Below are 24,307 nucleotides of genomic sequence, written 5' to 3' on the forward strand. Positions count from 1 at the left end.
CGTTTGCCGCGCCCCGAGCGGGAACGTAGAATGCGACGCGATGCCGTCATGAACGCAGACACCACCGCCTTCTTGCATGAGCTCCACGGCCACCTCGGCCCCAGGCTGCACCAGCGTCCGGAAGACCTCCTGGTGTACGAATGCGACGCGCTCACCCTCTACAAGACCCGCCCGCTCGCCGTCGCCTTCCCGGAGACCACGGCGGAGGTGGCCGAGATCGTCCGTTGCTGCGCCCGCCATGGCGTCCCCTTCGTCCCCCGCGGCGCCGGCACCGGTCTCTCCGGCGGCGCCAAGCCGGTCGAGCACTGCCTGATCGTGGAGACGTCGCGCATGCGGCGCATCCTCGCCATCGATGTCGACAATCGCTTCGCCGTCGTCCAGCCGGGTCTCGTCAACCTGAACCTGAGCCAGGCGGTGGCGAGCACTGGATTGGCATACGCCCCCGATCCTTCGAGCCAGGCTTCGTGCACGATCGGCGGCAACGTGGCGGAGAACGCCGGCGGACCCCATTGCTTCAAGCACGGCATGACCACGCGCCACATCCTCGGCCTCGAGGTGGTGCTGCCGACGGGCGAGGTGGTGCAGCTCGGCGGCCCCGAGCCCGATGCCCCGGGCTACGACCTGGTGGGACTGTTCGTCGGCAGCGAGGGGACACTCGGCATCGCCACCGCGATCACCGTGCGTCTGGTGCCGAAGCCCGAGAGCGTCCGCACCTTGCTCGCCGCCTACGGCAGGATGGGTGATGCCTGTGCTGCGGTGGCGGACATCGTCGCCGCCGGCGTCGAGCCCGCGGCGCTGGAGATCCTGGACCACCTGACCATCGAAGCGGTGGAGTCCTCGGTGTACGCTGCCGGCTATCCGCGCGAGGCCGATGCCGTGCTCCTCGTCGAGCTGGATGGTCCGGCCTTGGAGGTCGAAGCATCGGCAGCGCGGGTGGGGGCCATCTGCCGGGAGCGCGGTGCGCTGGCGCTGGAGGAAGCGCAGCAAGAAAGCGAGCGCAAGCGCCTGTGGCAGGGCCGGAAGGGCGCCTTCGGCGCCATGGGCCGCATCGACACCGATCTGCTCGTCATGGACGGCGTCGTCCCACGGAACAAGCTGCAAGGGGTGTTGGAGGCGATCTACCGGGTGCGCGAGAAGTACGGCATCACCTTGGCCAACGTCTTCCATGCCGGTGACGGCAACCTGCACCCCAACATCGCCTTCGACGGGCGCGACCCGGAACAGGTGCAGCGCGTTCTCGCCGCCGGCGAGGAAATCCTGAGGCTCTGCCTCGAGTGCGGCGGTGCCTTGAGCGGCGAGCACGGCATCGGCGTCGAGAAGCGTGATCTCATGCCTCTCATGTTCGATGCCGCGGACCTCGAGCTCATGCGCCGCGTGCGGGACTCGTGGAATCCCCGCGGTCTCTGCAATCCCGACAAGGTGCTGCCCGCGACGAAGTCTTGCGTCGAGGCGCGGGGCCGCATGCTCCTCCCGGATCCCGGCGACGCTCCGGAGGTGAGACGGTGAAAGCCGACCTGGAGCGCCTGCGTTCTGTGTTCGGTGCTGCCAGCGTCGAGGCCTGGCAACCGGCGCTCCCGGCGCTCGCCGGGGTGCTGCCGTCGGCAACGCCGGTGCTGGCGCCGGCGAGCGCGGCAGAAGTGCAGGAAGGTTTGCGTTTCGCGGCGCGCGAGGGTCTCCACGTTCTCCCGGCAGGTTCGATGGAGCATCTGCACCTGGCCGGGTCGTTGCGCGGTGTGGACTTCGTCCTCTCCACCCGGCGACTGGACCGGATCCTGGAGCACGAGAAGGTGGACTTCACTTTGATCGCCGAGGCCGGTGTCACGCTCCACACACTCGCAGCGCAGGCAGGAGAAGCGGGCCAGCGCCTCGCTCCCGCACCCTGGCCCGGGCGAGCCGCGACGGTGGGCGGCGCCTGCGCCGCGAATCGAAACGGCCTCGGCCGCCTGGGACGAGGCACGTGGCGCGACGCCGTGCTCGGCTGCCGGGTGCTCCACGCCGACGGTGGGACGACGAAGACCGGGGGCAAAGTGGTGAAGAATGTGAGCGGCTACGATCTCGCCAAGATCTACCTCGGCTCCCTCGGTTCTCTCGCGCTGCTCTGCGAGATCAACCTGCGTCTCGTCCCCATGCCGGAACGGTCCGCCGTGGTCCTCGCCCGCGTCCCCATGGAGCGAGCCCGGGATCTTCTCGTCGCCGCCGAGCGGAGCTCCTTGCGGCCCCAAGCGTTCCTCGCCAGCTTTGGAATCGGAACGAACGCTGCTGAGGACAAGGACCTCGAGCTGCTGGCGCGCTTCGAGGGGCAGGCATCCGTGGTCGAGGCGCAGTCGCGTGGCTGCGCTGCGCTCTGGGGTGGGCAGATCGCCGGAGACGCAGAAGCTGAAGCGCGCTGGCGGAGCCTCATGCAGTTCGGCACACCGGATCCGGGCCAAGTGCTCCTGAGTCTCGCAGGTCTCCCCACCGCCGTGGTGCCGGCTCTCGACGTCGTCCGTTCCTGCTGCGGGGACGGCGTGGCGGCGCTCGGTCTCCACGGCGTCGGCACAGTCGCTGTGCAAGTGCCGGTAGAACTCTCTCCGCGCCTGCCGGAGCTGCGAGACCGTCTGCAAGCGGCGGGTTGCACCTTGCGCTCGTTCTGGTCGCCGGTGGCTGTGGGCCAGGGTTTCCGCCCCGTGCCGCCGGCACCAGCGTTGCAGGCGGGTCTCAAATCCGTCTTCGATCCCTCGGGCCTTTTGCCCGCGCCGCCCTGGCTCGAGATGGAGGCAGCCAGGTGACCAGCACCGCGCCAGCCCCCGTGAAGAGCCGTTACGACATCGCCAGAGATTGTGTGCACTGCGGCCTCTGCCTACCCGTTTGTCCCACGTACTTGCATCTCGGCAACGAGGCCGATTCGCCCCGCGGGCGCATCTATCTCATGCGCGCCCACGACGAGGGCCGGCAAGCGCTGACGCCGGCTTTCCGGGAACACCTCGATCTCTGCCTCGTCTGCCGGGCCTGCGAGACCGCCTGTCCCTCGGGCGTCCGCTTCGCCACCATGATGGAGGACTTCCGCGCCCAGTTGCAGAGCGAACCCGTGGCGTCGGGTGCGACGCGGCTCGAAACGCGCTTCGGTCGCTGGCTCTTGCGGCGTGTGCTCCCGGAAAGGCGGCGTCTCCGCACCGTCGCGAACCTTCTCGGTGCCGCTCAGGCGAGTGGCCTCGTGCGACTCGCGGAACGAAGCGGTCTTCTCCGCGCCCTGCATCTCCAGGAGCGCGCTGCCCTTGCTCCTTCGCTGCCACCGCGACAGGCGCGGCGCGACTGGCCGGAGGTACTTCCCGCCCACGGCAAACGGCGAGCGCGGGTGCTCTTCTTGCGCGGCTGCATCGCCCCCGAGCTGCTGCCGGAGGTGCAGGCCGCCTCCATCGCGGCGCTCCGTCACAATGGCTGCGAGGTGGTGACGCCGCAGGAGCAGACCTGCTGCGGTGCCTTGCACTTCCACCTGGGCTATCGGGCCGATGGCTTGCGCCTGCTGGAGCGCAATCTCGCCGCCTTCGCGCGGGCCGACGTGGACGCTCTGGTGGTGAACGCCGCCGGCTGCGGCTCGACGCTCGCCGAGTATGGCGAGTTGGCGCGCGACAAGCCGGCACTTGCGGCGCCTGCGAGCGCTCTCGCCGCCCGTGTCCGCGACATCAGCGAGTTCCTCGATGCTCTCGGTGTCGTGGCGCCCCCGCTTCGAGTGCCGGCTCGCGTGGCCTACGACGAGCCGTGTCATCTGCTGCACGGCCGCGGCATCTCGGCGGCGCCGAAGCGCGTCCTCGCCGCGATCCCCGGCGTCGAGCTCGTGCCCCTCACGGAGGCCGATCGCTGCTGCGGCAGCGCCGGCGTCTACAACGTGCTGTATCCCGATCTCGCCGGCGCCATCCTGGAGGAGAAGATCCGCCACGTGGCGGCGAGCGGCGCCGACACGGTGGCCACGGGCAACGCCGGTTGCATCCTGCAGATCCGCTCCGGCCTGCGGCGCGCCGCCGGGTCGACGCCGCGCCTCGCCGCGGTCCGAGTCGTCCACCCCATGCAATTGTTGGCAGCAGCGTACGGCGAGGCCGCAAGCGGCACCGGAGCCGTGGCTGGTGTCGTGGGCGTTGCCGGCTCAGCTTGAGCGCAGGCGTGGACCGAGGCGGTCGAAGAGAGCGTCGAGCTCGGCCCGGCGCGCCTGCACCAGACCCGGGCGCGGCGGATGCGTCGCCAGGTGCTCGAGCAGCAGCAACATCTGATCGAAATCGCTGGCGCGCACGAACTCCGGGCCGATGCCGCCGCGGGGCGTCATGTTGTGATAGTTGCCGAGCGGCATGGCCAGCGCGCCGACCCGACGCCCGTGCAGGATGAAGAGCGACGCCTCGCAGGCGCCGCCCGTCATGAGAGCGCGTTGGAAGAGGAAGCGAGGTTCCGCCTCGGCGAGCTCCGCGGCGCTTGCCGAGAGCCACAGATCCATCTCCGGGTCGAAAGAGGACATGCGGTCGCCGACGCGCAGCACCGGGCCGCGGCCCATGGGCGCCGTGGGAAGCGCTTTGCTGGTCTCGAGGACGACGAGAGGTCGGGCAGGCGACAGCACGCTGCTGCGGAGCACACCGCCGGCGCCGACGAAGCCCACTTCCTCGGCGCGGGTGAAGACACCGAGCAGGTTGGCCACGGCGCGGCGGCGCTGCAGCCGGGCGCAGGTGGCCAGGATGAGGACGCAGGAAAGGAGATTGTCCAGCGCCTTCGAGCGCAGCATGCCACCATGCAGTTCCATGCCGGGAAGATCGAAATGTCCCCAGGCACGCGGCTCGACCTCGCTGGCGCAGACGATCTCCACTTCGACCTCGGCGCGTCGAGCCCCGGCGGGCAAGGTCGAGTGCACCGCGGCGATGCGGCCGCGGACCGGCGCCGGGGGACGCGCCGCCTCACGGAGGGAGTGGACGTCGTGGTAGAGGAGCACGCGGCTGCCGCGCAGGTGCTTCGGATCGACGCCGCCGAGGAGCGCGGCACGCGCCCGCCGCCCGCCGCTCAGCACCTCGAATCCCGGGTGATCCATGTGCGCGCTGAAGGCGATGGGCGGCGCGTCGCCGCGACGGTAGCCGACGTAGAGGTTGCCGAAGCGATCGCGCCGCGAGCGCAGGCCGAGCCGGCGCGCCGCGTGCTCCAGCGCCGCGCGGATCCAATGCTCGCGGAAGGGCGCGGTGGGACGCGTCAGTACCACTTGCAACAACCGGCGCTCGAAGACGTTCACCGGCGCCTCCGCGGCCGGCGCCGCCGCAGCACGTCACCATCTTCTTCGTCGTCGTCCGCCAGGCCCTGGGTCGGGGGCCGCCCGCTCACGGTGTCGCTCGCCTCGACGTATTCCTTGATCTCCTCGGCCAGCTCGGTGAGGGCGCCGTCCACGATGCCGTGCACCGTGTCGCGTTCGTACCCGCTCTTCGTCCGCCGTCCGGCCTTGACACCAGTGAGGATCTCCAGGCCCTGGTCGACGCTGCGCACCGCATGGAGGTGGAACTTGCCGGCTCGCACCGCCGCCACCACGTCCTTGCGCAGCATGAGTTCCGGCGCGTTCGTCCCCGGGAAGATCACGCCCTGGGTGCCGGTGAGCCCCCGCGCCTTGCAGGTGTCGAAGAAACCTTCGATCTTCTCGTTGATGCCGCCGATGGGCTGGATCTCGCCCTTCTGATTGATGGATCCCGTCACCGCCAGATCCTGCCGGAGCGGCAGTCGGGCGATGGCGGAAATCAGGGCGAAGAGCTCCGCCGCCGAGGCGCTGTCGCCGTCCACGCCACCGTAGGACTGCTCGAAAGCGATGCTCGCCGAGAGCGTGAGCGGCCGTTGCTGGGCGTACTTGCCGCGCAGATACCCCGCCAGGATGAGCATCCCTTTGTCGTGGGTCGAGCCGGAGAGGTTCGATTCCCGTTCGATGTTGATGATTCCCGACCTCCCCATGGAGACCTCGCTGGTGAGACGCGACGGCCGCCCGAAGGTGTAGTCCCCGAGGTCGAACACGGTGAGGCCGTTCAACTGGCCGATCTTCTTGCCCCGCAGGTCCAGGAGTAGGGCGCCCTCGTTGATGGAGCGCTGCACCCGCTCTTCCAGCAGGTTCACCCGCTGCACGCGCTGCTGCAGGGCCTGGTCCACGTGCGCCACACCGATGGTGCGGCTCCGGTTCTTCTTCGCCCAGTAATGCGCCTCCCGCGCCACATCGGCGATGTCGCTGAAGCGGGTGCTGAGCCGGTCCTGCCGGCCGGCGAAGCGCGCCCCGAATTCCAGAATGCCGGCGACGCCGCTCCCATCGAAGGGCAGCAGGTTCTCGCTCTCCGCCAGGGTGGCGAGAAAGCGGGCGTACTGTTGCATGCTGCGCCGCGTCCTGGGCATGGAAGAGTCGAAGTCCGCCTTCACCTTGAAGATCTTGCGGAACTCGTCGTCGTAGGCGTGCAGCATGCTGTAGGTGAGGACGTCGCCGATGACCACCACCTTGACGTCCAAGGTCACCGGCTCCGGCTTGAGAGCCGAGGCGGCGATCAAGGGCGACTCGGGAGGATGGATCTCGGCCTTGCGATTCTTGAGCGTGCGCTTGAGCAGCGGCCACAGGCCGGGCTCACCGACGTCGTGCAAGTTGAAGACCAGGTAACCGCCGTGCGCCCGCAGCAGGCTGCCGGCGCTGATGCGGGTGAAATCCGAGCGCCAACCGCCGCTGCGGAGCGGCACGAAGTCCACGCCACCGAAGAGGTTGCGGAGCGTCGGCGACGACTCGATGACCACCGGCGGGCCCTTGGACTCCGCGTGGTCCACCACCAGGTTCACCTCGTACTCCCGGAGCCGCGGCGTCGGGCCGGTGTCCTCGTCGCCCGAACCTTCCTGCGCGGCGCGGGCGAACTTGGCGAGGGAATCGAGGATGTGCTCCTGCACCGCGGCGAGATAGGCGAGCAGGCGCGGCAGCTTGGCATACTTCTCCTGCAGTTCCTTGAGCGGGTCGCGGACGACGAGGGTGGCGAAGTGACGGTCCAGCTTGCGCAGCGATTCGCCGAGCTCCTTCTCGATGCGCCGCCCCTCCTGCAAGACGCTCTGCAGACCGACCGTGAGCTTCTCGTACTTCCCGCGCAGGGTCTTGAGCTCGTCGCGGCCGAAGCGGCCCTCGTCAGCCATGTCCTTGAGCCGCTCCATGGGCAGCGGCTCGCCCGCCACCAAGGCGTGCAGCTCCGCGTGGGTGAGCGCGCCCATCTGGATCTGCACGATGCGGAAGCCCTCTTTCTCGACCCGCCCCTCGAACTCCTTGAACGCCGCGCGACCGCGCTCCTTGAAGACCTCCAACGTCCGCCGGTGGCGCGTCTGGTAGGCCTCGCTTTCGAAGACTTCCGGCAGGCTGCGCCGGACGAACTCCATCAGGTCGCGCATGTCCTGGCGCAGCATGCGGCCGGTGCCGGCGGGAAGTTGCAAGGCCCACGGCTCTTCCGGTCGCTCGAAGTTGTGGACGTAGCAGAGATCGGGCGGCACCGGGCCGGTCACGTGCAGCTCTTCGAAGAGCCGGCAGATCGTCGTCGTCTTGCCCGTGCCCGTGAGGCCGACGACGAAGATGTTGTACCCCGGGCTTTGGATCTCGAGTCCCAAGCGCAGCGCCGCCAGGGCCTTGGGCTGGCCGTAGATCTCCGGCCGGGTCGGGAGCGCGCGGGTGTCGCGGAAACCGAGCTGGCGCGGCGCACAGGTCCAGCGCAGCTTGGCGGCAGGCAGCTCGGGGTGACGCCGGGCTCTCTTCAAGCGTGGTTCCATCGGATCCAGCGGCCGAGGAGGCCCGAGCCGAGCGCGGCTACGGCGATCGCCGACGCACGCCGGCATGTTGGAGAAAGAGCAGGCGATCGAGTTGGTGCCGAAGGCGGGACTCGAACCCGCACGAGGTTTCCCTCACTGCGCCCTGAACGCAGCGCGTCTGCCAGTTCCACCACTTCGGCACCCGGAACATCGCGGCCCGCGGACGGCGCCGGACAGGAACGAACCTCTTGCATCCGGGGCGTGCGGCGGATTCTACGGAACCCCCGGGAAGGGTGTCAACGACCCACACAGCAACGCATCGCGCAGCGCCGCTTCGGGTTGCACCGTTCGGCCGCTTGCCGGCCGCGCCGCGGCCTGCTACGTTGCCGGTGCCGGCGAGAACAACCGAGGGGTGCCGTGGGCGATACGAACGGCAAGGCGGCCGAACGCGGCATCAAGATCGTCACCACCAACCGCAAGGCCCATTACGACTACCACATCCTCGACCGCATCGAGGCCGGCATCGCCCTCCAGGGCACCGAGGTGAAATCGCTCCGGGCCGGGCGGATCAACCTCAAGGACAGCTACGCCGAGTTCCGGGATGGCGAGCTCTTCCTGGTGGGTGCGCACATCAGCCCCTACGAGCAGGGGAACCGCTTCAATCACGACCCGGAGCGGGAGCGCAAGCTCCTCCTCCACCGGCGCGAGATCCTGCGCTACGGGCTGAAGGCGCGGGAGAAGGGGCTCACCATCGTGCCCCTGCGCGTTTACTTCAAGGACCGCCGGGTCAAGGTGGAGCTGGCCTTGGTGAAGGGCAAGAAGTCCTACGACAAGCGCGCCGCCATCGCCCAGCGGGAGGCGAAGCGCGACGTCGATCGCGCCTTGAAGGAGGCGAAGCAGGGATGAAGCGGGGATGGCAGCTGGCTTGCGCCCTCTTCTGCCTGGCGACGGCCCCGGCCGGGGCCGAAGTCCTGCAGGTGCGCTTCGAGGACGGGCGCCCCGCCGCCGAGCTCGGCCTCCAGCGTCTGGAAGCTGCGAGCCTCGAATGGTACGTGGCTGCCAACGATGTGGTGCGGGCCCTGGGCCTGGAGCGCTTCTGGAAGCCCGAGACCGGCAAGCTCGTCATCAAGATCGGCGAGACGAAGCTGCAAGTGACCGTGGACACCCGGCTCGTCGTCGTGGGGGACGACGACGTGCTGCTCCACCTGCCAGTGCGCTATCGCGCCGGCAGCGTCTACCTGCCGCTCGAATTCCTGGAGACCGTCCTCGCTCCCGCCGCGGGGCCCAGCTGGCACTTCGATCGCAGTCGACTGCAGCTCACGGTGGGCGGTGGTGGCGCCGATGTGCTCGGCATCGACTACGAGACCGTATCGGGGGATACGGAGGTGCGCTTGCATCTGGCTCGCTCCTTCCAGCATCGAGTGCAAGCGACCTCGAAGGAGCTCGTGCGCGTCCGCCTCTTCGACGCCGTGGTGAACCCGCTGGCTCTGGTGGGAGATGCGCCGGCACCGCTCGTCCGCCGCCTGCGCGCCGAGCAACGCGGCAGTGAAGCGTTGCTCTACCTGGAACTGGACCCCAACGTGGACGGCTTCGATGCCAGCACCCGGGACGGCGGCCGCACGCTGGTGATCCTGTTGCGGCGCGGGCTGGAGCCCACGCCGCAGCCCGAGTTCAAGCTGCCCGAGACCGCCCAGCGCGAGAGCTTTCGTCCCGAAGGCGCGGCTCGCCGCGGTTGCAGCGTCCTCCTCCTCGACGCCGGCCATGGCGGCGACGACGCCGGCGTGCGCGGCTCCGGACTGGTGGAGAAGGACCTGACCTTGGAGCTCGCCAACCGGTTGCGGCCGCAGCTCGAAGCGGCGCTACCGCTCCGCGTCGAGCTCCTGCGCAGCAGCGACCGCAGCATCACCGACGAAAGACGAGCCGAGCTGGCGAACAAGAGTGGCGGCGACATCCTGGTCAGCCTGCACTGCAACGGCGCCTTCTCTCCGGGAGCGAGTGGCTTCGAAGTGCTCTTCGTCGGTCCCCACACCGTGGGGAACCGGGCGCAGACGGCGGCGGCGGGGAACTTCCTGCCCTGGCAGAACGCGCAGGGCCCCTATGCGACGCGCAGCCAGCAACTGGCCCAGGTGCTACAAACGGAGCTCGGGAAACGCCTGTCGCTACCGAATCGCGGCGCGCGCGAAGCCAACCTGACCTTTCTCCGCGGCGTCGCTATGCCCGCCGTCGTGGTGGAGGTAGGATTCTTGACCAACGCCGGCGAGGCAGGCACGTTGCAATCGCCGGAGTACGCGACGCAACTCGCCGCCGGCATCGCCGCCGCGGTGCAACGCCTCTGCGACCGCTCCGCCGCCGAGGGCGAGCGCATGGGGTGGGTCGACGAGCCGGAGAGCGAGGCGGCGAAACGCTGAGGGGAGGAAAGGGGATGCAGGGGATGCAAGGGGAAGAGGAAAGGGAGAGGGGAGGACGCAGCCCGGGACAGCGGCGGCTGCTGTTCTGGAGTTTCGTCGTCGTGCTCTTGGGGGCGGCAGGAGTCCTCCTCTTCTGGCCGCACGGGCCGCTCCAACCGGAGAGGGAGGAAACCAGCACCAGCAGCCCCGAACCGGGGAAGGCGGAGCAGGCCCTCCAGCTCTATTTCGCCGATGACGAAGCGCAGAATCTGGTGAGCGAGCGCCGCGCGCTCCCCGAGCGCGCCTCCCTGGAGGAGAGCGTCGAGGCCGCCATTGCTGCGCTCGTGGCCGGCCCAGAGGAGGAGCACCACAATTCGGTCTTTCCCAAGGAAGCGCGGCTGCTGCAGACCTACTACACCGAGTCGACGCGCACCCTCTTCCTCGATTTCAACCACGCCCTGGTGGACCGGCATCCTGGCGGCAGCACGGCGGAGTACCTGACGCTCGGAGCTCTGGTGCGCACGGTGGCCGCCAACTTCCCGCAGGTGACGCGCCTGCAGATCCTGGTGGACGGCCAGGCCATCGACACGCTGGCAGGACACTTCGACACCTCGAAACCGATCGAGGTGTCCGACTGGCAGTGAGGGCGCGGCGAGGCGCCTGCGGCAGGGGAGGACGCATGCAGCGACCGGACGGGCGCGCTCCCAGGGCGCTCCGCAGCCTCGAGATCCAGCGGGGTTTCCTGCGCAATGCCGAGGGCTCGGCGCTGGTGAAGATGGGGAATACCCACGTGCTCTGCGCCGCGAGCATCGAGCCGAGCGTGCCGCCGCACCTGCGGGGCTCCGGGACCGGGTGGGTGACGGCGGAATACGCCATGCTCCCGCGCAGCACAAACACGCGCACGGTGCGGGAAGCCGTGCGCGGGCGCCTCGGCGGGCGCACCCAGGAGATCATGCGCCTCATCGGCCGGAGCCTGCGCGCCGTCGTCGATCTGCGCGCCGTCGGCGAGCGCACCATCTACCTGGACTGCGACGTCATCGAAGCCGACGGCGGCACGCGTACGGCGGCGGTGAACGGTGCTTGCGTGGCCTTGCACGATGCCTTGAGCCAGCTGGAGCTGCAAGCGCATCCCATGCGCGAGCTCGTTGGCGCGGTCAGTGTGGGCCTGCATCAGGGTGAACCGCTCCTCGATCTCTGCTACGAGGAAGACGTCGCCGCCACGGTGGACATGAACGTGATCATGGCGGAGGCGGGCCGCTTCATCGAATTGCAGGGCACCGCCGAAAAAGAACCCTTCGGCATGGACTCCCTCCTCGCCCTCCTCGATTGCGCCCGCAACGGCATCGCCGAGATCCACGCGGCGCAGCGCCGGGCCCTCGGCAGGCCCGCATGAGGGTGCTCTGCCTCTCGACGCGGAACCACCACAAGCTGGAGGAGGTCGCCGCCATCCTGGAGGCTCTGGGGGTGCGGGCGACGCTGCGAAGCTGCGACGATTTCCCTCACTGTCCGGAGGTCGTGGAGGACGGCGCGACGCTGGAGGCGAACGCCACGAAGAAGGCGCGGGAGCTCTGCGCCTGCACCGGTCTCGTGACCTTGGCCGACGACACGGGTCTCGAGGTCGACGCGCTGGGTGGTGCGCCGGGGGTCATCTCGGCGCGCTGGGCCGGTCCTGGCTGCACCTTCGCCGACAACATCGCCAAGCTTCTGCGCGAGCTCCGCGACGTCCCGGAAGAACGGCGCACCGCGCGCTTCCGCTGTTGCATCGCCCTTGCCAGCCCTGCCACGCCGGGTGAGGTGACGCGGGTCCAGCTCTTCGAAGGCCGTATCGAGGGCCGCATCACCATGGCCGCCCGTGGTCAGGGTGGCTTCGGCTACGACTCGGTGTTCCTGGTCGAGGGAGAGCGCCGCACTTTGGCGGAACTTTCATTGGCGGCGAAGAATTCCCTCAGTCACCGGGCCCGCGCCCTGGCCGCGGCGCGGGAGGCGATCGTGCTAGAATTGTCCGCGCGGGCCTAGGTTTTGCAATTGCTCCCTCAGGCCAGCACCCGCCTGCGGCGCCTGACCGACCCCTGGAAAGGACGCCCCTCATGCGACGATTGATTGGTTTGTCCGCCGCTGGCCTCACGCTCGCGATAGCGCTCGAGGCAGGTGCCATCGGCCCGGGCGATCCAGCTCCGGATTTCAGCCTCCAGGACATCCAGGGGAACTCGATTGCCCTTTCCGACTACCCCGGACATGTCGTTCTCCTCGCCCTCATCGGTTACGGCTGAAGCCAGTGTCGGGCGGCCGGTTCGGACGTCGAGCGTATCTGGCAGGATTTCAAGGGCCCCCGCTTCCAAGCCTTGGCGTTGGACTGCTGGAACGGGACCATCGCAGGGGTGCAAAGCTTCATCGAGTACACGGGTTACACCATCCCGGTGCTCCGGAATGCGGGCTACCTCCAATACACAGGCCCCGGCCTCTATGGCATCTACTACGACAACTATGTCGTCATCGACGCCCGGGGAATCGTGCGCTACACATCCGTGGGGGAAGCGTACGGTCAGAAGGGTCGCTTCGACGACGCCCATCTCCGCGCCGCGATCCAGCAGGCCCTCCCGGTCGAGAGCCATACCTGGTCGAAGGTGAAGGCTCTTTATCGTTGAGTGGAACGAGCCGCGCGGCCTCGAGCGTGGAAGGCAAGACCTCCCGAGGTCTCGCCTCCACTCCAGTGCGCTTGACCCATCGCATCCCCCCGTCTAGCCTCTCGTCCCAGTCGGGGTGTGGCGCAGTCTGGTAGCGCACCTGCTTTGGGAGCAGGGGGCCGTCGGTTCAAATCCGACCACCCCGACCACCTCTCCCGTCCGGAATCCCTCGGCTCTCCCCAGGAAAAACCGCCTCTTTTCATGTCCTTTGTTCGCTCCGGAATACGCTTCCGTTAGTAAGTAGGTAAACGGAGCCAGCGCCGGCCCGACCCAAGGAAGAGGGCCGGCCCCGGATCGCTGGAGTCCGGAACCCCGGTTCAGGATCAAGGGATCCTGGAGGAGCGAAGGCACGGCATGCGTTCCGCTCGCAGAGGAGGAGTCGTGGTAAAGTGGCCTGACCTCTCGGGCCGCCGAACGCCGGTGGACCCCGAGGCGAACGGAGGCGGCGTGAGCGTCGACCCCTCCCTCCTGCACCTCGAAGCCCTGGAGCGGGACCTGGGGCAGGCCAGCTCCGCTCCGAGCGCGGCGCGGGCCCTGAAGGCATTACGCGAGCACATCGAGGGTGCCCTCGCCGCCCGCCAGGCCCTCGACGCCGACCTGGAGCGCCTGCGGGAGTCGGAAGAGCGCTGGCGCTCCATCGCCACCAACCCCTTCGATTTCGTCACCATCGTCGATACGAACGCCGTCTTCCTGTACGTGAACCGCACCGCCCCCGGGGTGTCGGAGGCGGATCTCATCGGCAAGGCGAGCATCTACGACTGGACGGCTCCGGAGTACCACGCCTCGATCCGTAGCGCCCTGGAGCTGACGCTCCGCACCGCCGAGCCCTCGTACTACGAGGCCTACTCGCCCCAAGTGGGAGCCTGGTACGGCTCCGTCGTCGGGCCCGTGGTCCGAGACGACCGTGTGGTCGCGCTCTCGGTGCAGGCCCGGGACATCACCAAGCACAAGAAGGCGGAGCTGGGGCTGCGGGACAGCGAGGAGCGCTTCCGCCAGCTGGCGGAGAACATCGAGGACGTTTTCTTCCTCATCGAACCCACCAGCGGGCGCGTCCTCTACACCAGCCCGACCTACGAGAAGCTCTGGGGCCGTTCGCTGCCCGAAATCTACGGCAACATGGCGGCCTGGCTGGAGGGGCTCCACCCCGACGACCGGCCGAAGATCCAGGCGCGCTACGCCAGCATGCTCGCAACCTGCAGGGGGGAGAGCACGGAGTTCTCTTTCGGTAGCTCCTTGGCGATGCGGATCGTGCGCCCCGACGGCTCGGTGCGCCACGCGCGCGCGCGTTTGTTCCCGGTGCGGGACGCCTGGGGCCGGGTGCAGCGCGTGGCCGGCGTGGTCAGCGATCTCACCGAACGGGTGGAAGCGGAGATGAAGCTGGCCGAGGCGGAGGCGCGTTTCCGCACTCTGGTGGAGAAGCTGCCCGTGATCAGCTACATCACCGCTCGCGACGATCCAGGCAAGGCGCTGTACATCAGCCCGCAGATCGAGGCGAAGCTCGGCTACCCACTGCAGGAGTGGACCCAGGACCCGGAGTTCTGGCTCGCCCGCGTGCATCCGGAGGATCGCGAGCGCTTCCTCGCGGCGCAGCGCGCTTTCCTCGACGGCAGCGCGCCGCTGCGCTGCCGCTACCGTCTGATGACGCGCGACGGCCGCGAGCTCTGGTTCCACGACGAGGCCGTCTTGGTTCCCGGGGGACCTGGGGAGCCGGCGCGGATTCAGGGAGTGCTCCTCGATATGACCGAAGCCGAAGAAGCTCGCGCCGAGCAGCAGAGGGCCCGTGAAGGGGCCTCGCATCTGGTGGGTGTGCAAGAGATGGAGCGCCGCAAGATCGCCCGGGAGCTGCACGACGAGATCGGTCAGGCGCTCACGGGGCTCAACTTCCTGCTCCAGTCGGTGCACGAGTGCCCCGGGGAGAGCGCCAGCGTGGTGCAGGAGGCGCGCTCCCTGGTGGGAGAGCTCATGGAGCGGGTCCGCAACCTGTCGCTGGAGCTCCGGCCGTCCATGCTCGACGATCTCGGGCTCCTGGCGACGCTCCTCTGGATGTTCGAGCGCTTCGAGAAGCAGACTCGCGTGCAGGTGAGTTTCGAGCATCGCGGTCTCGACGTACGTTTCGACTGCGAGCTGGAAACAGCGGCTTATCGCATCGTGCAAGAAGCGCTGACCAACGTGGCACGCCATGCCGGCGTGCGGGAAGTCGATGTACGCGCCAGCTGTGACGGCTCCATCCTGGACCTGCGGATCGAGGATGCTGGGTGCGGCTTCGAGGCCGGCTGCCGGCCCCGCAACGGGCATGGCAGCGGTCTGGCAGGCATGCGCGAGCGCGTCACTCTCCTCGGCGGCGAGTTCCTGCTCGACTCGCAGTCCGGGCGTGGAACTTACATCAGCGTGCGGTTGCCCGTCGTCGGACGGCTGCGCCCGGAGGCCGTGAACCCTGGAGGTGAAGGATCATGAAAGTGCGGATGCTGCTGGCAGACGACCATGGGATCCTGCGGCAGACGCTGCGAATTTGTCTGGCGCAGCAGCCGGATTTCGAGCTGGTCGGGGAAGCCAAGGACGGCCTCGAGACGATGGCACAGGTGGAGAAGCTGCGTCCCGACCTCCTTCTCCTCGATCTCTCCATGCCCGGCCTGCCCGGCCTCGAAGTTCTGCGCCGGGTGCGACAGCGCTTTCCTAGAACACGCGTCGTCGTGCTCTCCATGCACAAAGATCAAGCCTACGTCCTGCGGGCGCTGCAGAACGGCGCCTCCGGCTACGTCCTCAAGGAAGCCGATGCCGCGGACCTGGTGCACGCCGTGCGCGAGGTGATGGCGGGGCGCAGCTACCTGAGTCCGCCCTTCACCGAGTCGACCCTCGAGGAGTACAAGAAGAAGGCGGCGAACGGCGACGTGGATCCCTACGACCTGCTGACGAACCGGGAAAAAGAAGTCCTGCAGCTCGTCGCCGAGGGCAACACCAACCCTCAGGTGGGCAAGCGGCTCTTCATCAACGCCCGGACGGTGGAGTCCCACCGGGCCCACGTCATGGAGAAGCTGGGCCTGAAGAACCATGCCGAGCTCGTGCGTTTCGCCGTCTCCCGTGGTCTCGTGAGCGCCATCGGTCCGGCGCCGGAGCCAGGGGACGCGAGCGGGCCCGCACCCGGAACGTCGCGCCAGGGAACCGATGAGTCGCCGGAGGTCTGGGCCGGTTGAGAGGCCGGCGCTCTAGTCCGTCTGGAGAAAAATCCGCAGGTCTACGGATTGTCGGCGACCGACCGGATATGGATGATTGTGCTCGTATCACGTCCCGAGCGGAACCAGGGTGCCGCCGTTTCTCCTCCCTCCCGGTAGCGGGGCCTGTGACTTGGCAGCGGCGGCACCCCTCCGAATTGAGCCAAAGCCGTGGGGGTGACCAGGCTCCAAGGGAAGCGGGGGCCTGGGACAGGAAGCCACATCGACGCACGGACGCACACCCCCACGGCGGCGCTCCCCCTGACGCAACGCAAAAAACCGTCTGCATAAATATCCGCCGCTCCATGAGCGGGCGTCTCTCGTGTGAGCGGTTCCCGGACACATCAGTCCTTCAGAGCAGCGCTCGTGGAGGGGCGGTTCACATGATCGAGATGACCTGGTCCGAGATCGTCCGTGCGTTGTTCATACCTCGGGAAAAGAAAAGGAAAGGTCCCGATCCCGACCCGAGGGTCGACGTCCTGGTGAGAATGGTGTTTGACCTTCAGATGGAAGTCGAAGCCCTGCGCGCCGCGCAGTTGGCGTCGAACATCGGTGCCGCCGGTAGTCCTGACTCGGCCTATGGGCGTGCCTACCGAGACACCGCCTATCTCACGCACGACTCTTCCGGCCCATCATCGGGTCTCGACAAGCTCCTCAGGCTGTTCTATCCGTCAAAAGCCAGTGAAGAGCTCGGATTCTCGGGATCGCCACGGACATGGAGAGAGTGCTTGATGCTCCACCGCCTCGGGTTCTCGGAGGGACAAGTTCGCACATGGAAGCAAGAGGCTATGGATGCCGAGCTGTTTACATAGAGCCACGCTGACGTGGCGGGCACGCCGTGGAACTCGCCTGGGAGACGTCGATCGAGCCCCCTACTAGCGCTTGGCCGTCTCGCCGGCGGCAGCGGGCTGGGCTAGCAACGACTCGAAGCGCGGATCGTCGCGTAGCAGCGCCAGATCCTCGTCCATCCGCGCGTGCTCGCGATGTTGTAAGCCGGCGTCGCAGGCCTTCCCCAAGTACTCCAGCGCCTTCTCCTTGTCCTGCTCGAGCCCGGCGCTGCAGGCGGCGTTGTACCAGGCCGAGGCCGCGAGGTCGGGAGAGCGCGCCGCCTTCGCGTAGGCTTTCACCGCATCGTCGTAGCGCTTGCTCGAGTAGCAAGCGTTGCCGAGCTGCAGCCAGCTGGTATTGTCGCCCGGTTCCTCTTGGACGAGCTGCTCGCAGATCTGGATCGCTGCAGCGGGGTTGTTTTCCCGCGTGTAGATGTCGGCCTGTTGCAGGCGCCGGCCGCGCTCGTCGAGGCTCGGGTTCAGCACCGAGTAGTCCTTCGCGAGGTACGCCTCGGGAGTCCAGCGGTATTCCATGTACTGAGCCGTGCGGTCCGCCACGTGCCGCCCGAGCAGGCGCGCCACGACGTGCAGGGACCCGTCGATTCCCGCGGAGACGCCCGCCGTGGTCACGATCTGGCCGTTGTCCACCAGGCGGGCGCCCCGTTGCACCCGTGTCTTGGTGAACTGCTTCTCGAACGCATCGATGGCGCCGTACCAAGTCGTGGCGGCCTTGTCGTCCAAGAGCCCCGCCTTGCCGAGCACGAACGCACCAGTGCACACCGAGAGCGCGACCTCCGCATTCTTGGCCGCCTCGCTCGCCCAGGCGAAGAACTCGGGGTCGTTCAGCACCGAGCTGCCGCCGCCGCCGGGGAAGACGATGATGTCGGGCTTGGGGGCGTCTGCCATCGCGTAGTCGGGCTGCACGTCGATGAACCCCTGGCTCACAATCGGATCCTTCGTTTTCGACACCGTGTACACGTTGAAGGCAGGCTCGTTGCCCCGCTGCGCCATGTGACCGGCGGCGGCGAAGACCTCACTGGGACCGGCCCAGTCGAGGATCTCGGCACCGTTCCAGATGGCGATCGCGACGTTCCGCGTGTATTTCTTCGTGGGCTCGTCCGCGGAGACCGGGCCGCGTCCGCTCGTGAGGACCACTGCGATCGCGATCCAGGCGCCGGCTTGGATTCTGCCGTGCATCTGACTCTCCTCCTTCAGGCGCGCCGGGTGCGGCCGGCGACCGCCACTTCATTCACGATGCTTGCATCTGCTTGCGAGGACTTTGCCGTGCGCTGCTCAACGTCGAGCCGTGCTGCTGCTTCCAAAGCCGCCGGAGCTGCCGGGCATCCTCGTAACCACAGCGGCCGGCAATGGCTTCCAGGGTCAATCCCTGGTTTTCGAGGAGCGATTGGGCCACTTCCAGCTTCACCTTGTGGGCGAAGCGGGTCAGCGTGACCCCGGTGGCTTCGCGGAAGAGGCGCGTCAGGTGCCGCGGGCTGACCGCCGCCACGGCGGCCAGGGACTCCAGCGTGGCCTTGCGCTCCGGGTGCTCGACGATCCAGTCCTGGACGCGGTGCACGCCCGGATGGGTGTGGTCGCGATGCTGGAGATAGATCGACGCCTGCGCGCTTTCGCCGCTGCGCCGCATATACACGACCATCTCGCGCGCCACCTTGGCGACGAGCGCCGGCCCATGATCTTCCTGGATGAGTGCGAGGGTCATGTCGATGCCCGAGGCTTCTCCCGCGCTCGTCACCACGTTGCCGTCGCGAACGAAGAGGCGGTTGTCGAGCACGCGGGCGGTCGGGCTCCACTCCACGAGCTTGTCCAGGATCTTCCAGTGCGTCGTGCAGAGCCTTCCTTCCAGCACGCCGGCCCGGGCAAGGACGAAGGCACCCGAGCAGATCGAGCTCAGGCGACGCGACCGTGCGGCCGCGAGTCGGAGCCAATCCCCAGGGACGTCGACCTGCTCGAGCTGTGTCGACTCGATTCCAGGGACGAGGATCCAGTCGTCCGGGCTGACGGCGGGCAGAGGCTCGATAGCAGAGAATACGAAGCCCTGCGCACTTCGGACCTCGCTCGCGACGCCGACATAGTGCAGCTCGTAGCGGGCCCCGAAGCCGTTCGCTTCGTACACCGCCTGCACCGGCCCAGCGAAGTCGAGGGCGTGAACCGCAGGGAGCATGAGAACGAGGACGCGACGCGGGGCCTCGGGTCGGGGTTTCTCCAGGACATCGAAGGGTGTCATGGAGAAATCGTACACTAAATCAATTCAATGGATTAGGACAAAGAGCGGATGAATCAGGCCATCGTCCTAGCGCGGCGACTCGGGTGCAGGAGGGGCGAGGGGCGTGGCGGGACGGCGGGAGCCGGGGCGCTGGGAAGCCCCCTGCGGCGAGGAGGGCGAGGTGGCTGTCTTTACCGCCGGCTGCAGGCTCCGCCAGCGATGCAGGGGTACCAACCCGGTGCCGATGATGGCGAGCTGGGTGGCGACGAAGGTGAACATCCAGAAGATCGCCGAATCGATGAAGCCGTAGGCGTGCAGCCCCACCCCCAGCATGTTGGTGCCGAACCAGGACCAGCTGGTGACGATGTTGCCGGCCACCGCCATCACTGCCAGGCCGCGCTGACGGATCATCCCGCCCCAGCGCGCGTGCAAGATGAGGGCGTTCCAGAGCACGATGAGTAGGGCGCCGTTCTCCTTCGGATCCCAGCCCCAGAAGCGGCCCCAGGACTGATCGGCCCAGATGCCACCCAGGATGGTGCCGACGAAGCTGAAGAGGGTGGCGAAACAGAGGATGCCGTAGATCATCCGCGGCAGGTTCACCTGCTCCTGCGCGGTGAGCGAGCGGGTGAAGACACCGCGGAGGATGTAGAGGATGCCGAGGAAGCCGGCCAGGAAAGTCGAGGCGTAGCCGAGGGTGATGACCACCACGTGCGTCGCCAGCCAGAAGTTGGTGTCGAGCACCGCCTGCATCATCGTCATGGTATCGCCATCGAGAGAAAGGTTGTGCGCCACGAGGAGGGTGAGGAAGCCCATGCCCGCCGCGGTGGCGGCGCCGACGCCGTTGCGGTAGAAGCGCTCCAGGAAGAGTCCGAGCACCGCGCCGCCCCAGCCGACGAAGATGGCCGACGAGTACAGATTCGTGACCGGCGGGCGCCCTTGAACATAGGTGCGCACGACGAGACCGAAGGTATGCATGGCGAGCCCGACGCCGAGCACCCAGAGCGCCGTCGTCGCCAGCGACCGCGAGAGGCGGAGCCAGCTGAGCGACGCCAGGATGAAGACGATGACGTACAGACCCAAGGCGTGCAGGAACGGGGCGGAGCGATTGAAGAGGAGCTCGGTGCGCATCCGGCTCCCATGCACGGTAGGCGCGGAGCGCAGCCACTCCATGTAGGCAGCGGGCGCGGCGGCGAAGGCCGCGGTATCCTGGCTCCGCCAAGCCTGGAGCGTGCCCGTCCACGCCGCGGTGGCGGGCGAGGTGTTGCCGTGCTCCTGGGCCTGGTGCTCGGCGGAAGCGATGGAGCCCCAGGCGTCCGGCGCGGCCGGATCGAGGGGCGGCACGAGCAAGAGGTTCGCCCAGTCCTCGACGTTGAAAACCAGTGTCAGCTTCTGGGCCAGGTCGACGACCGCTCTCTGATAGTGATCGCGACTTCCGGCGGGCAGCTGGGTGGCACGCTGGATCTGCGCTTCCAATGCTTCCCGGTGCTGCACGATTTCATCGACCGAGAAGTACTTGCGCTCCCGCTCCGCTCCCAGGAGAGCCTTGAGATCCGGATGATCGACGCGAACGACGCGATAGCCTCGGGCTTGCTCCGGCCGCGCCATGACGTCGAGCAGCCAGGCGAGCGCCGGCCGCCGCTCGTGGCCCTTGGCTTCCTTGCGCTCCGAGGTGCCGTCGGTACCGGCGAGATAGAAGCTCTGGCGGCCGGAGACGATGAGGAGCGTCGAGCGGGCGAAGGTGTCGAGCGGCTTGGTGCGGCCCAGGTCCACGACGGGCATGCCGGCAGCACGGGAAAGAGGCATGACGCCGTCCCGCGGCGGGCGGAAGGCGGAAGCGACGTAGAGGAGGGCGAGGAGGACGCCCACCCAGGGCAGAGCGCGCGCTGCGGCCGGGACTTTCATGCCGTTCTCGTCCTCCGGAGGAAGCGCTTCAGGTGCATGCCGAAGTGCACGATCATCCCCAACGCCCCCAGGGTACAGGCGATATAGGGCAAGAGCCAGCCGGGGTTGCGCACTACTTGCAGCACGGTGCCGGTGTCGCCTTGCTTGAAGCTCGCCTGGTAGAAGGTCTCGCCGCGATAACGCAGCGGGTTGTTCATGTAGATCAGCACTTCCCGGTCCTCGTTCTGGGTCGCGTCGACCAGGCGGATGCGGCTGGAGAAGTTGCGCGGCGTCTCCGTCCCCAGGTAGCGGTCGTGTTCGAAGTCGAGGAGCGAGATCGAGTAGGGCTTGTAGTCCCGCACGTAGCGCAGCGCCATCCGATAGGTCTTGTCGCCCACCACCACGTCCTGCGGCCCGAAGCGCGGCATGAGGGAGAAGTAGAGCGCTGCGAGATAGGTGCCCCGGCTCTCGCCATCGGCGAGCACGGTGATGTAGGCGGCCGGCAGGTCGATCTCGTCCTGGTCGACGCCGCTCACCGACGGGCGCGGCCGGGCGCGGGCCCCGAGGCTGGCGGCGAAGCCGCGATCGGCCACCGGGCCCAGGCCGGCGCCAGCGGCGGTCAGCTCGGTGCCGTCGACCAGCTCCGCGTTCGGGTAGAAGGCCTCGACCTGCAGCACGAAGGGTAGCCGTGCGTCCTGGATGCGTCCCCGGTGGCGCAGCCGCGACTCGGGAACGACGACCACGTGGTCGGTTTGCGCGCCGGAAGGATCGATGATGGCGAGCTCGACGTTGCGAGTGTCCTCGGCGTAGTTCACCGTCTGCCCCTCGTCGATGCTCATCCTCGCCTCGTCGGCGAAGATCCCCGTCACCAGCTCGCCGCAGAGGAGGAGCACGAGTCCGAAGTGGATGAGGAGGATGCCCAGGCGCTTGCGGGTGTAGCGGAAGCGCACGGTGTGCGCCGTGATCAGGTTGAGCATGAGCAGCCCACCGATGAGCCAGCCCCCGGGGAAGGGGATGCCGCCGTGCACGTTCCAGTGTCGGGGCAGGAAGATGGCGAACGGGATCCAGACGAAGAAAGCACGGAAATACGTCTTCAGTGTGGTCCAGATCCCCATGTCGATCTGCGCCCAGGTGCCGGAGAAGATGAGGAAGATGCCGCAGGCGAGAAGCACCACGGTGAGCTTGAGCGAGGCGAGGGGCTTGAAAGCGTTGCGCACGGTCGCGTTCACGGCGATCCCATCCTCAAGAAGTTCCCGGCGCGAAGCGGAGGCTGCGGGCAAAAGTGACGAAGTTCTGGCGCTCCCGGCCGAGGAGCGCGCCAGGGCCGGTCATCTTGACGAAGTAGGTGAACCCGCCGCGCGTCGTCAGCACCACGAGCATGCGTGACGAGGTCTCGCCCGCGCCTTGCAAGTCCAGCAGCTGCGACGGCGCCCCGTCTACTTCCAGCGCCTCCATGGGTTGCTGCGAGGCGTCCGCCACCGGCTTGAGGCCGATCTGGCCGCGCCAGCGGTTGATGTTGGGCAGGAGGCCGCCGACATCGCCCGGGAAGCGCGTGATCGTCACCTCGGCCTTGTTCGAGCCCTCGACAATAGAAAACGTGGCGAGGCGCGAGGGATTGGGCGCGACGCTGACGGTCCAGCCTGCGGGCGTCGTCCATTGCACCGGACTATCCGCCGCGGGCGCGCTGCCTGGTGCAGGGGCTTGCATCGATGCTTGCCCAGCGGATTCGTTGCCTGCACCACCGCCCGTGGGTGGGTGGTCCGAGGGGAGCTCTCCGGTGGCGACCGCCGGGTGGCCCGGGGGTAGTCCGCCAGCGGCGACGGCCGCAGGACGCACACGCACGGTGCCGATGAAATCGGCGAAGGCTTGTGCCTGCTTGCCGGCGCGTTCGGGCGTGTCCATCACCAGGAAGAACCAGACGCGCTCATCGCCTTCCAGGATGGCCGCCAGGATCTGGCGCCCCGGCTCGGCAGCGTGGGCCACGCCGGTCATGTCGACGAGGTGCGCGGTCCTACCGCCGACGTCCACCGGACGAGCCACTTGGGCCAGCGCCTCGGGAGCGATCGGGGGCAGACCGATCTGATCGCGCCAGCGGTTGACGTTGGCCAGCGGATCACGCGCCGCCAGAGCCAAAGGGGTGACCCGCATCTCCAACGGCGGCTCGTTGGCGCCTACGGGCAAGAGGAGGGTCGCGAAGCGCATGCCCTCGCCGGGCTTCTCCTGCCAGCCCTCCGGCAGCGTCCAGACCACGCTTTCCGTCCCGTTGGCTGGAGCCACCATGGGCGCGCCGCCGGGCCCGGCGTCGGGAGCCTGTACGGGTGCGGCGTTCGCCGAGGGTGCTTCCTTGGGGGCGTTGTAGTCGCGGATCTCGTCCTGGCCGCAGGCGAGAAAAGCCCAAGGAGCCGCCAGGAGCGGCGTGGCGAGACGAAAGAGGCGACGTTGCATTCCAGGGACCACCCGCCCGCAGCGCCGCCGGTTTCCGCGTCATCGCGGCCCCCCGAAGCGCCGACACCGGGAAGGTAGCGGAAGCGAGTCCGCGGCGGAAGTGCGCCCGGGGCCGCACGGACTCCCCGTTCTCGCCGCGCACCTTCGCCCGTCCCTCGGGGGGCTTAAGCTCACGCGGTGGTTCCCGCTCGCTTCTCCTGTGCCATGGCGCGCAGGCTCGCCGCGAGCGCCCGGGCCTCGGCCGTCATGGCGATCTCCGCCAGGTGCTCGAGCTGGACGGCATCGTGGCGGCGTTGCTGGCGCAGTGCGCCGAAGAGGGTGTTGCAGCTTTCCGCCAGGGCGCGGAAATGGTCGCGGCGGCGGATCACCACATCCTGCTCCACATCCCCCTGGGCGGCAAGCAGCAGCTGATTCTGGATCCGGCGGATCGGGCCGACGCTGCGGTTGGTGAGGACCACAATGCCGAAGGTGGTGCAGGCGAAGAAGATCCCGGAGAAAAGCGCGATGTTGTTGTGGAAGACGCGGTCGTCGTGCTGGAGGCGTTCTGCCAGCTCCGGCACCGCTTCCACGATCGACTCGCGCCGCGAAGCCGAAAGGTCGTGCAGCGTGAAGTTGAACATGACGAGGGAGAAGAGCGTCGCCGTCATGGCCAGGGCCGTGATCGGGAGCTGTGTTCTCCAATCCACCCAGTAGCGGCGCCGCAAAGGATGCGGCGCTCTTTTCATGGGCGAAGAGGGCGGCGCTGCTGGCGGCGCTTCCAGCGGCATCTGCACTTCGGTTTGCATGGCGCATCGGCTCCGGTCGTTGCGTCCCGGCACGGGACGGCTCCGAGGCGTGGAGGGAAAGCATGCGGCCTTCCCACGCCAGAGCGCGGTTTGTCTCGCGACTCCAAGCACGGGATCAGCAGGTT

Annotated in this window: 21 protein-coding genes and 2 tRNA genes; 14 read left to right on the top strand and 9 right to left on the bottom strand. The window is 68.1% G+C overall.

From position 1 onward, the window contains the following. Window positions 1–48 precede the first annotated feature (48 nt). The 3 genes from VFE28_10715 to VFE28_10725 are packed head-to-tail and all read left to right on the top strand — an operon-like array spanning window position 49 to window position 4,129. A complete protein-coding gene (locus VFE28_10715) occupies window positions 49–1,506 on the top strand; it encodes an FAD-linked oxidase C-terminal domain-containing protein (GenBank protein HZM16467.1) in 1,458 nt (485 codons plus the stop codon). Then, complete coding sequence (locus tag VFE28_10720) at window positions 1,503–2,768, top strand: FAD-binding oxidoreductase (protein ID HZM16468.1); 1,266 nt, start codon at window positions 1,503–1,505, stop codon at window positions 2,766–2,768. Before VFE28_10715 ends, VFE28_10720 begins: the two co-directional genes overlap by 4 nt. Beyond that, on the top strand, window positions 2,765–4,129 hold the full coding sequence (locus VFE28_10725; protein ID HZM16469.1) for a heterodisulfide reductase-related iron-sulfur binding cluster: 1,365 nt from the start codon (window positions 2,765–2,767) through the stop codon (window positions 4,127–4,129). Before VFE28_10720 ends, VFE28_10725 begins: the two co-directional genes overlap by 4 nt. Here VFE28_10725 and VFE28_10730 read toward each other — a convergent pair. The 3 genes from VFE28_10730 to VFE28_10740 form a co-directional block, all read right to left on the bottom strand. After that, window positions 4,121–5,239, bottom strand: a complete 1,119-nt coding sequence (locus VFE28_10730) for a hypothetical protein (GenBank protein ID HZM16470.1) — start codon at window positions 5,237–5,239, stop codon at window positions 4,121–4,123. The genes VFE28_10725 and VFE28_10730 overlap by 9 nt on opposite strands. After that, a complete protein-coding gene (locus VFE28_10735) occupies window positions 5,236–7,749 on the bottom strand; it encodes an ATP-binding protein (GenBank protein HZM16471.1) in 2,514 nt (837 codons plus the stop codon). Before VFE28_10735 ends, VFE28_10730 begins: the two co-directional genes overlap by 4 nt. Before the next feature lie 104 nt (window positions 7,750–7,853). Next, window positions 7,854–7,940, bottom strand: a tRNA-Leu gene (locus tag VFE28_10740). A 217-nt stretch (window positions 7,941–8,157) separates the two neighbouring features. On the opposite strand from VFE28_10740, the gene smpB reads away from it, so the two are divergent. The 11 genes from smpB (at window position 8,158) to VFE28_10795 (ending at window position 16,832) form a co-directional block, all read left to right on the top strand. After that, window positions 8,158–8,646 carry an SsrA-binding protein SmpB gene (gene smpB, locus VFE28_10745; GenBank protein HZM16472.1) on the top strand — a complete coding sequence of 163 codons (489 nt, stop codon included), beginning with the start codon at window positions 8,158–8,160 and terminating at the stop codon, window positions 8,644–8,646. Beyond that, window positions 8,643–10,148: an N-acetylmuramoyl-L-alanine amidase gene (locus VFE28_10750; protein ID HZM16473.1), complete on the top strand. Its 1,506-nt coding sequence runs from the start codon at window positions 8,643–8,645 to the stop codon at window positions 10,146–10,148. The genes smpB and VFE28_10750 overlap by 4 nt, the downstream gene beginning before the upstream one ends. Before the next feature lie 14 nt (window positions 10,149–10,162). Further along, window positions 10,163–10,771 carry a GerMN domain-containing protein gene (locus VFE28_10755; protein HZM16474.1) on the top strand — a complete coding sequence of 203 codons (609 nt, stop codon included), beginning with the start codon at window positions 10,163–10,165 and terminating at the stop codon, window positions 10,769–10,771. A 35-nt stretch (window positions 10,772–10,806) separates the two neighbouring features. Beyond that, on the top strand, window positions 10,807–11,520 hold the full coding sequence (rph, locus tag VFE28_10760) for a ribonuclease PH (protein ID HZM16475.1): 714 nt from the start codon (window positions 10,807–10,809) through the stop codon (window positions 11,518–11,520). Next, window positions 11,517–12,143, top strand: a complete 627-nt coding sequence (gene rdgB, locus VFE28_10765; GenBank protein HZM16476.1) for an RdgB/HAM1 family non-canonical purine NTP pyrophosphatase — start codon at window positions 11,517–11,519, stop codon at window positions 12,141–12,143. Before rph ends, rdgB begins: the two co-directional genes overlap by 4 nt. 71 nt (window positions 12,144–12,214) lie before the next feature. Next, the gene (locus VFE28_10770) at window positions 12,215–12,397 is read left to right on the top strand and encodes a redoxin domain-containing protein (protein ID HZM16477.1); all 183 of its coding nucleotides are present in this window, start codon (window positions 12,215–12,217) and stop codon (window positions 12,395–12,397) included. Between the two features lie 108 nt (window positions 12,398–12,505). After that, window positions 12,506–12,772, top strand: coding sequence for a hypothetical protein (locus VFE28_10775; GenBank protein ID HZM16478.1), 267 nt, complete (start codon window positions 12,506–12,508; stop codon window positions 12,770–12,772). Window positions 12,773–12,883: 111 nt separating this feature from the next. Beyond that, window positions 12,884–12,960: transfer RNA gene (locus VFE28_10780), tRNA-Pro, on the top strand. Window positions 12,961–13,258: 298 nt separating this feature from the next. Next, complete coding sequence (locus tag VFE28_10785) at window positions 13,259–15,265, top strand: PAS domain S-box protein (GenBank protein ID HZM16479.1); 2,007 nt, start codon at window positions 13,259–13,261, stop codon at window positions 15,263–15,265. Beyond that, the gene (locus VFE28_10790; GenBank protein HZM16480.1) at window positions 15,262–16,002 is read left to right on the top strand and encodes a response regulator transcription factor; all 741 of its coding nucleotides are present in this window, start codon (window positions 15,262–15,264) and stop codon (window positions 16,000–16,002) included. Before VFE28_10785 ends, VFE28_10790 begins: the two co-directional genes overlap by 4 nt. Before the next feature lie 401 nt (window positions 16,003–16,403). Then, complete coding sequence (locus VFE28_10795; GenBank protein ID HZM16481.1) at window positions 16,404–16,832, top strand: hypothetical protein; 429 nt, start codon at window positions 16,404–16,406, stop codon at window positions 16,830–16,832. A gap of 63 nt (window positions 16,833–16,895) precedes the next feature. On the opposite strand, the gene VFE28_10800 is transcribed toward VFE28_10795, so the two are convergent. From VFE28_10800 to VFE28_10825, 6 genes are all read right to left on the bottom strand, one after another. Continuing rightward, window positions 16,896–18,044, bottom strand: a complete 1,149-nt coding sequence (locus VFE28_10800; GenBank protein HZM16482.1) for a DJ-1/PfpI family protein — start codon at window positions 18,042–18,044, stop codon at window positions 16,896–16,898. Between the two features lie 52 nt (window positions 18,045–18,096). Further along, entirely contained in the window at window positions 18,097–19,092 is a 996-nt protein-coding gene (locus VFE28_10805) for a DJ-1/PfpI family protein (protein ID HZM16483.1), read from the bottom strand. Window positions 19,093–19,158: 66 nt separating this feature from the next. After that, window positions 19,159–20,973 carry a cytochrome c biogenesis protein CcsA gene (gene ccsA, locus VFE28_10810; protein ID HZM16484.1) on the bottom strand — a complete coding sequence of 605 codons (1,815 nt, stop codon included), beginning with the start codon at window positions 20,971–20,973 and terminating at the stop codon, window positions 19,159–19,161. Further along, the gene (locus VFE28_10815) at window positions 20,970–22,181 is read right to left on the bottom strand and encodes a cytochrome c biogenesis protein ResB (protein ID HZM16485.1); all 1,212 of its coding nucleotides are present in this window, start codon (window positions 22,179–22,181) and stop codon (window positions 20,970–20,972) included. Before VFE28_10815 ends, ccsA begins: the two co-directional genes overlap by 4 nt. A 13-nt stretch (window positions 22,182–22,194) precedes the next feature. Next, complete coding sequence (locus VFE28_10820) at window positions 22,195–23,397, bottom strand: hypothetical protein (protein ID HZM16486.1); 1,203 nt, start codon at window positions 23,395–23,397, stop codon at window positions 22,195–22,197. Between the two features lie 170 nt (window positions 23,398–23,567). Continuing rightward, window positions 23,568–24,182, bottom strand: a complete 615-nt coding sequence (locus tag VFE28_10825) for a hypothetical protein (GenBank protein HZM16487.1) — start codon at window positions 24,180–24,182, stop codon at window positions 23,568–23,570. Window positions 24,183–24,307 lie beyond the last annotated feature (125 nt).

Source organism: Candidatus Krumholzibacteriia bacterium (assembly GCA_035649275.1).
In the GTDB taxonomy this organism is placed as follows: domain Bacteria; phylum Krumholzibacteriota; class Krumholzibacteriia.

Coding starts and splice junctions, on each gene's coding strand:
- VFE28_10715 (HZM16467.1), top strand. CDS start 49: ATGAACGCAGACACCACCGCCTTCTTGCATGAGCTCCACGGCCACCTC.
- VFE28_10750 (HZM16473.1), top strand. CDS start 8,643: ATGAAGCGGGGATGGCAGCTGGCTTGCGCCCTCTTCTGCCTGGCGACG.
- VFE28_10755 (HZM16474.1), top strand. CDS start 10,163: ATGCAGGGGATGCAAGGGGAAGAGGAAAGGGAGAGGGGAGGACGCAGC.
- rph (HZM16475.1), top strand. CDS start 10,807: ATGCAGCGACCGGACGGGCGCGCTCCCAGGGCGCTCCGCAGCCTCGAG.
- rdgB (HZM16476.1), top strand. CDS start 11,517: ATGAGGGTGCTCTGCCTCTCGACGCGGAACCACCACAAGCTGGAGGAG.
- VFE28_10770 (HZM16477.1), top strand. CDS start 12,215: ATGCGACGATTGATTGGTTTGTCCGCCGCTGGCCTCACGCTCGCGATA.
- VFE28_10790 (HZM16480.1), top strand. CDS start 15,262: ATGAAAGTGCGGATGCTGCTGGCAGACGACCATGGGATCCTGCGGCAG.
- VFE28_10795 (HZM16481.1), top strand. CDS start 16,404: ATGATCGAGATGACCTGGTCCGAGATCGTCCGTGCGTTGTTCATACCT.
- VFE28_10800 (HZM16482.1), bottom strand. CDS start 18,044: ATGCACGGCAGAATCCAAGCCGGCGCCTGGATCGCGATCGCAGTGGTC.
- VFE28_10805 (HZM16483.1), bottom strand. CDS start 19,092: ATGACACCCTTCGATGTCCTGGAGAAACCCCGACCCGAGGCCCCGCGT.
- ccsA (HZM16484.1), bottom strand. CDS start 20,973: ATGAAAGTCCCGGCCGCAGCGCGCGCTCTGCCCTGGGTGGGCGTCCTC.
- VFE28_10820 (HZM16486.1), bottom strand. CDS start 23,397: ATGCAACGTCGCCTCTTTCGTCTCGCCACGCCGCTCCTGGCGGCTCCT.
- VFE28_10825 (HZM16487.1), bottom strand. CDS start 24,182: ATGCAAACCGAAGTGCAGATGCCGCTGGAAGCGCCGCCAGCAGCGCCG.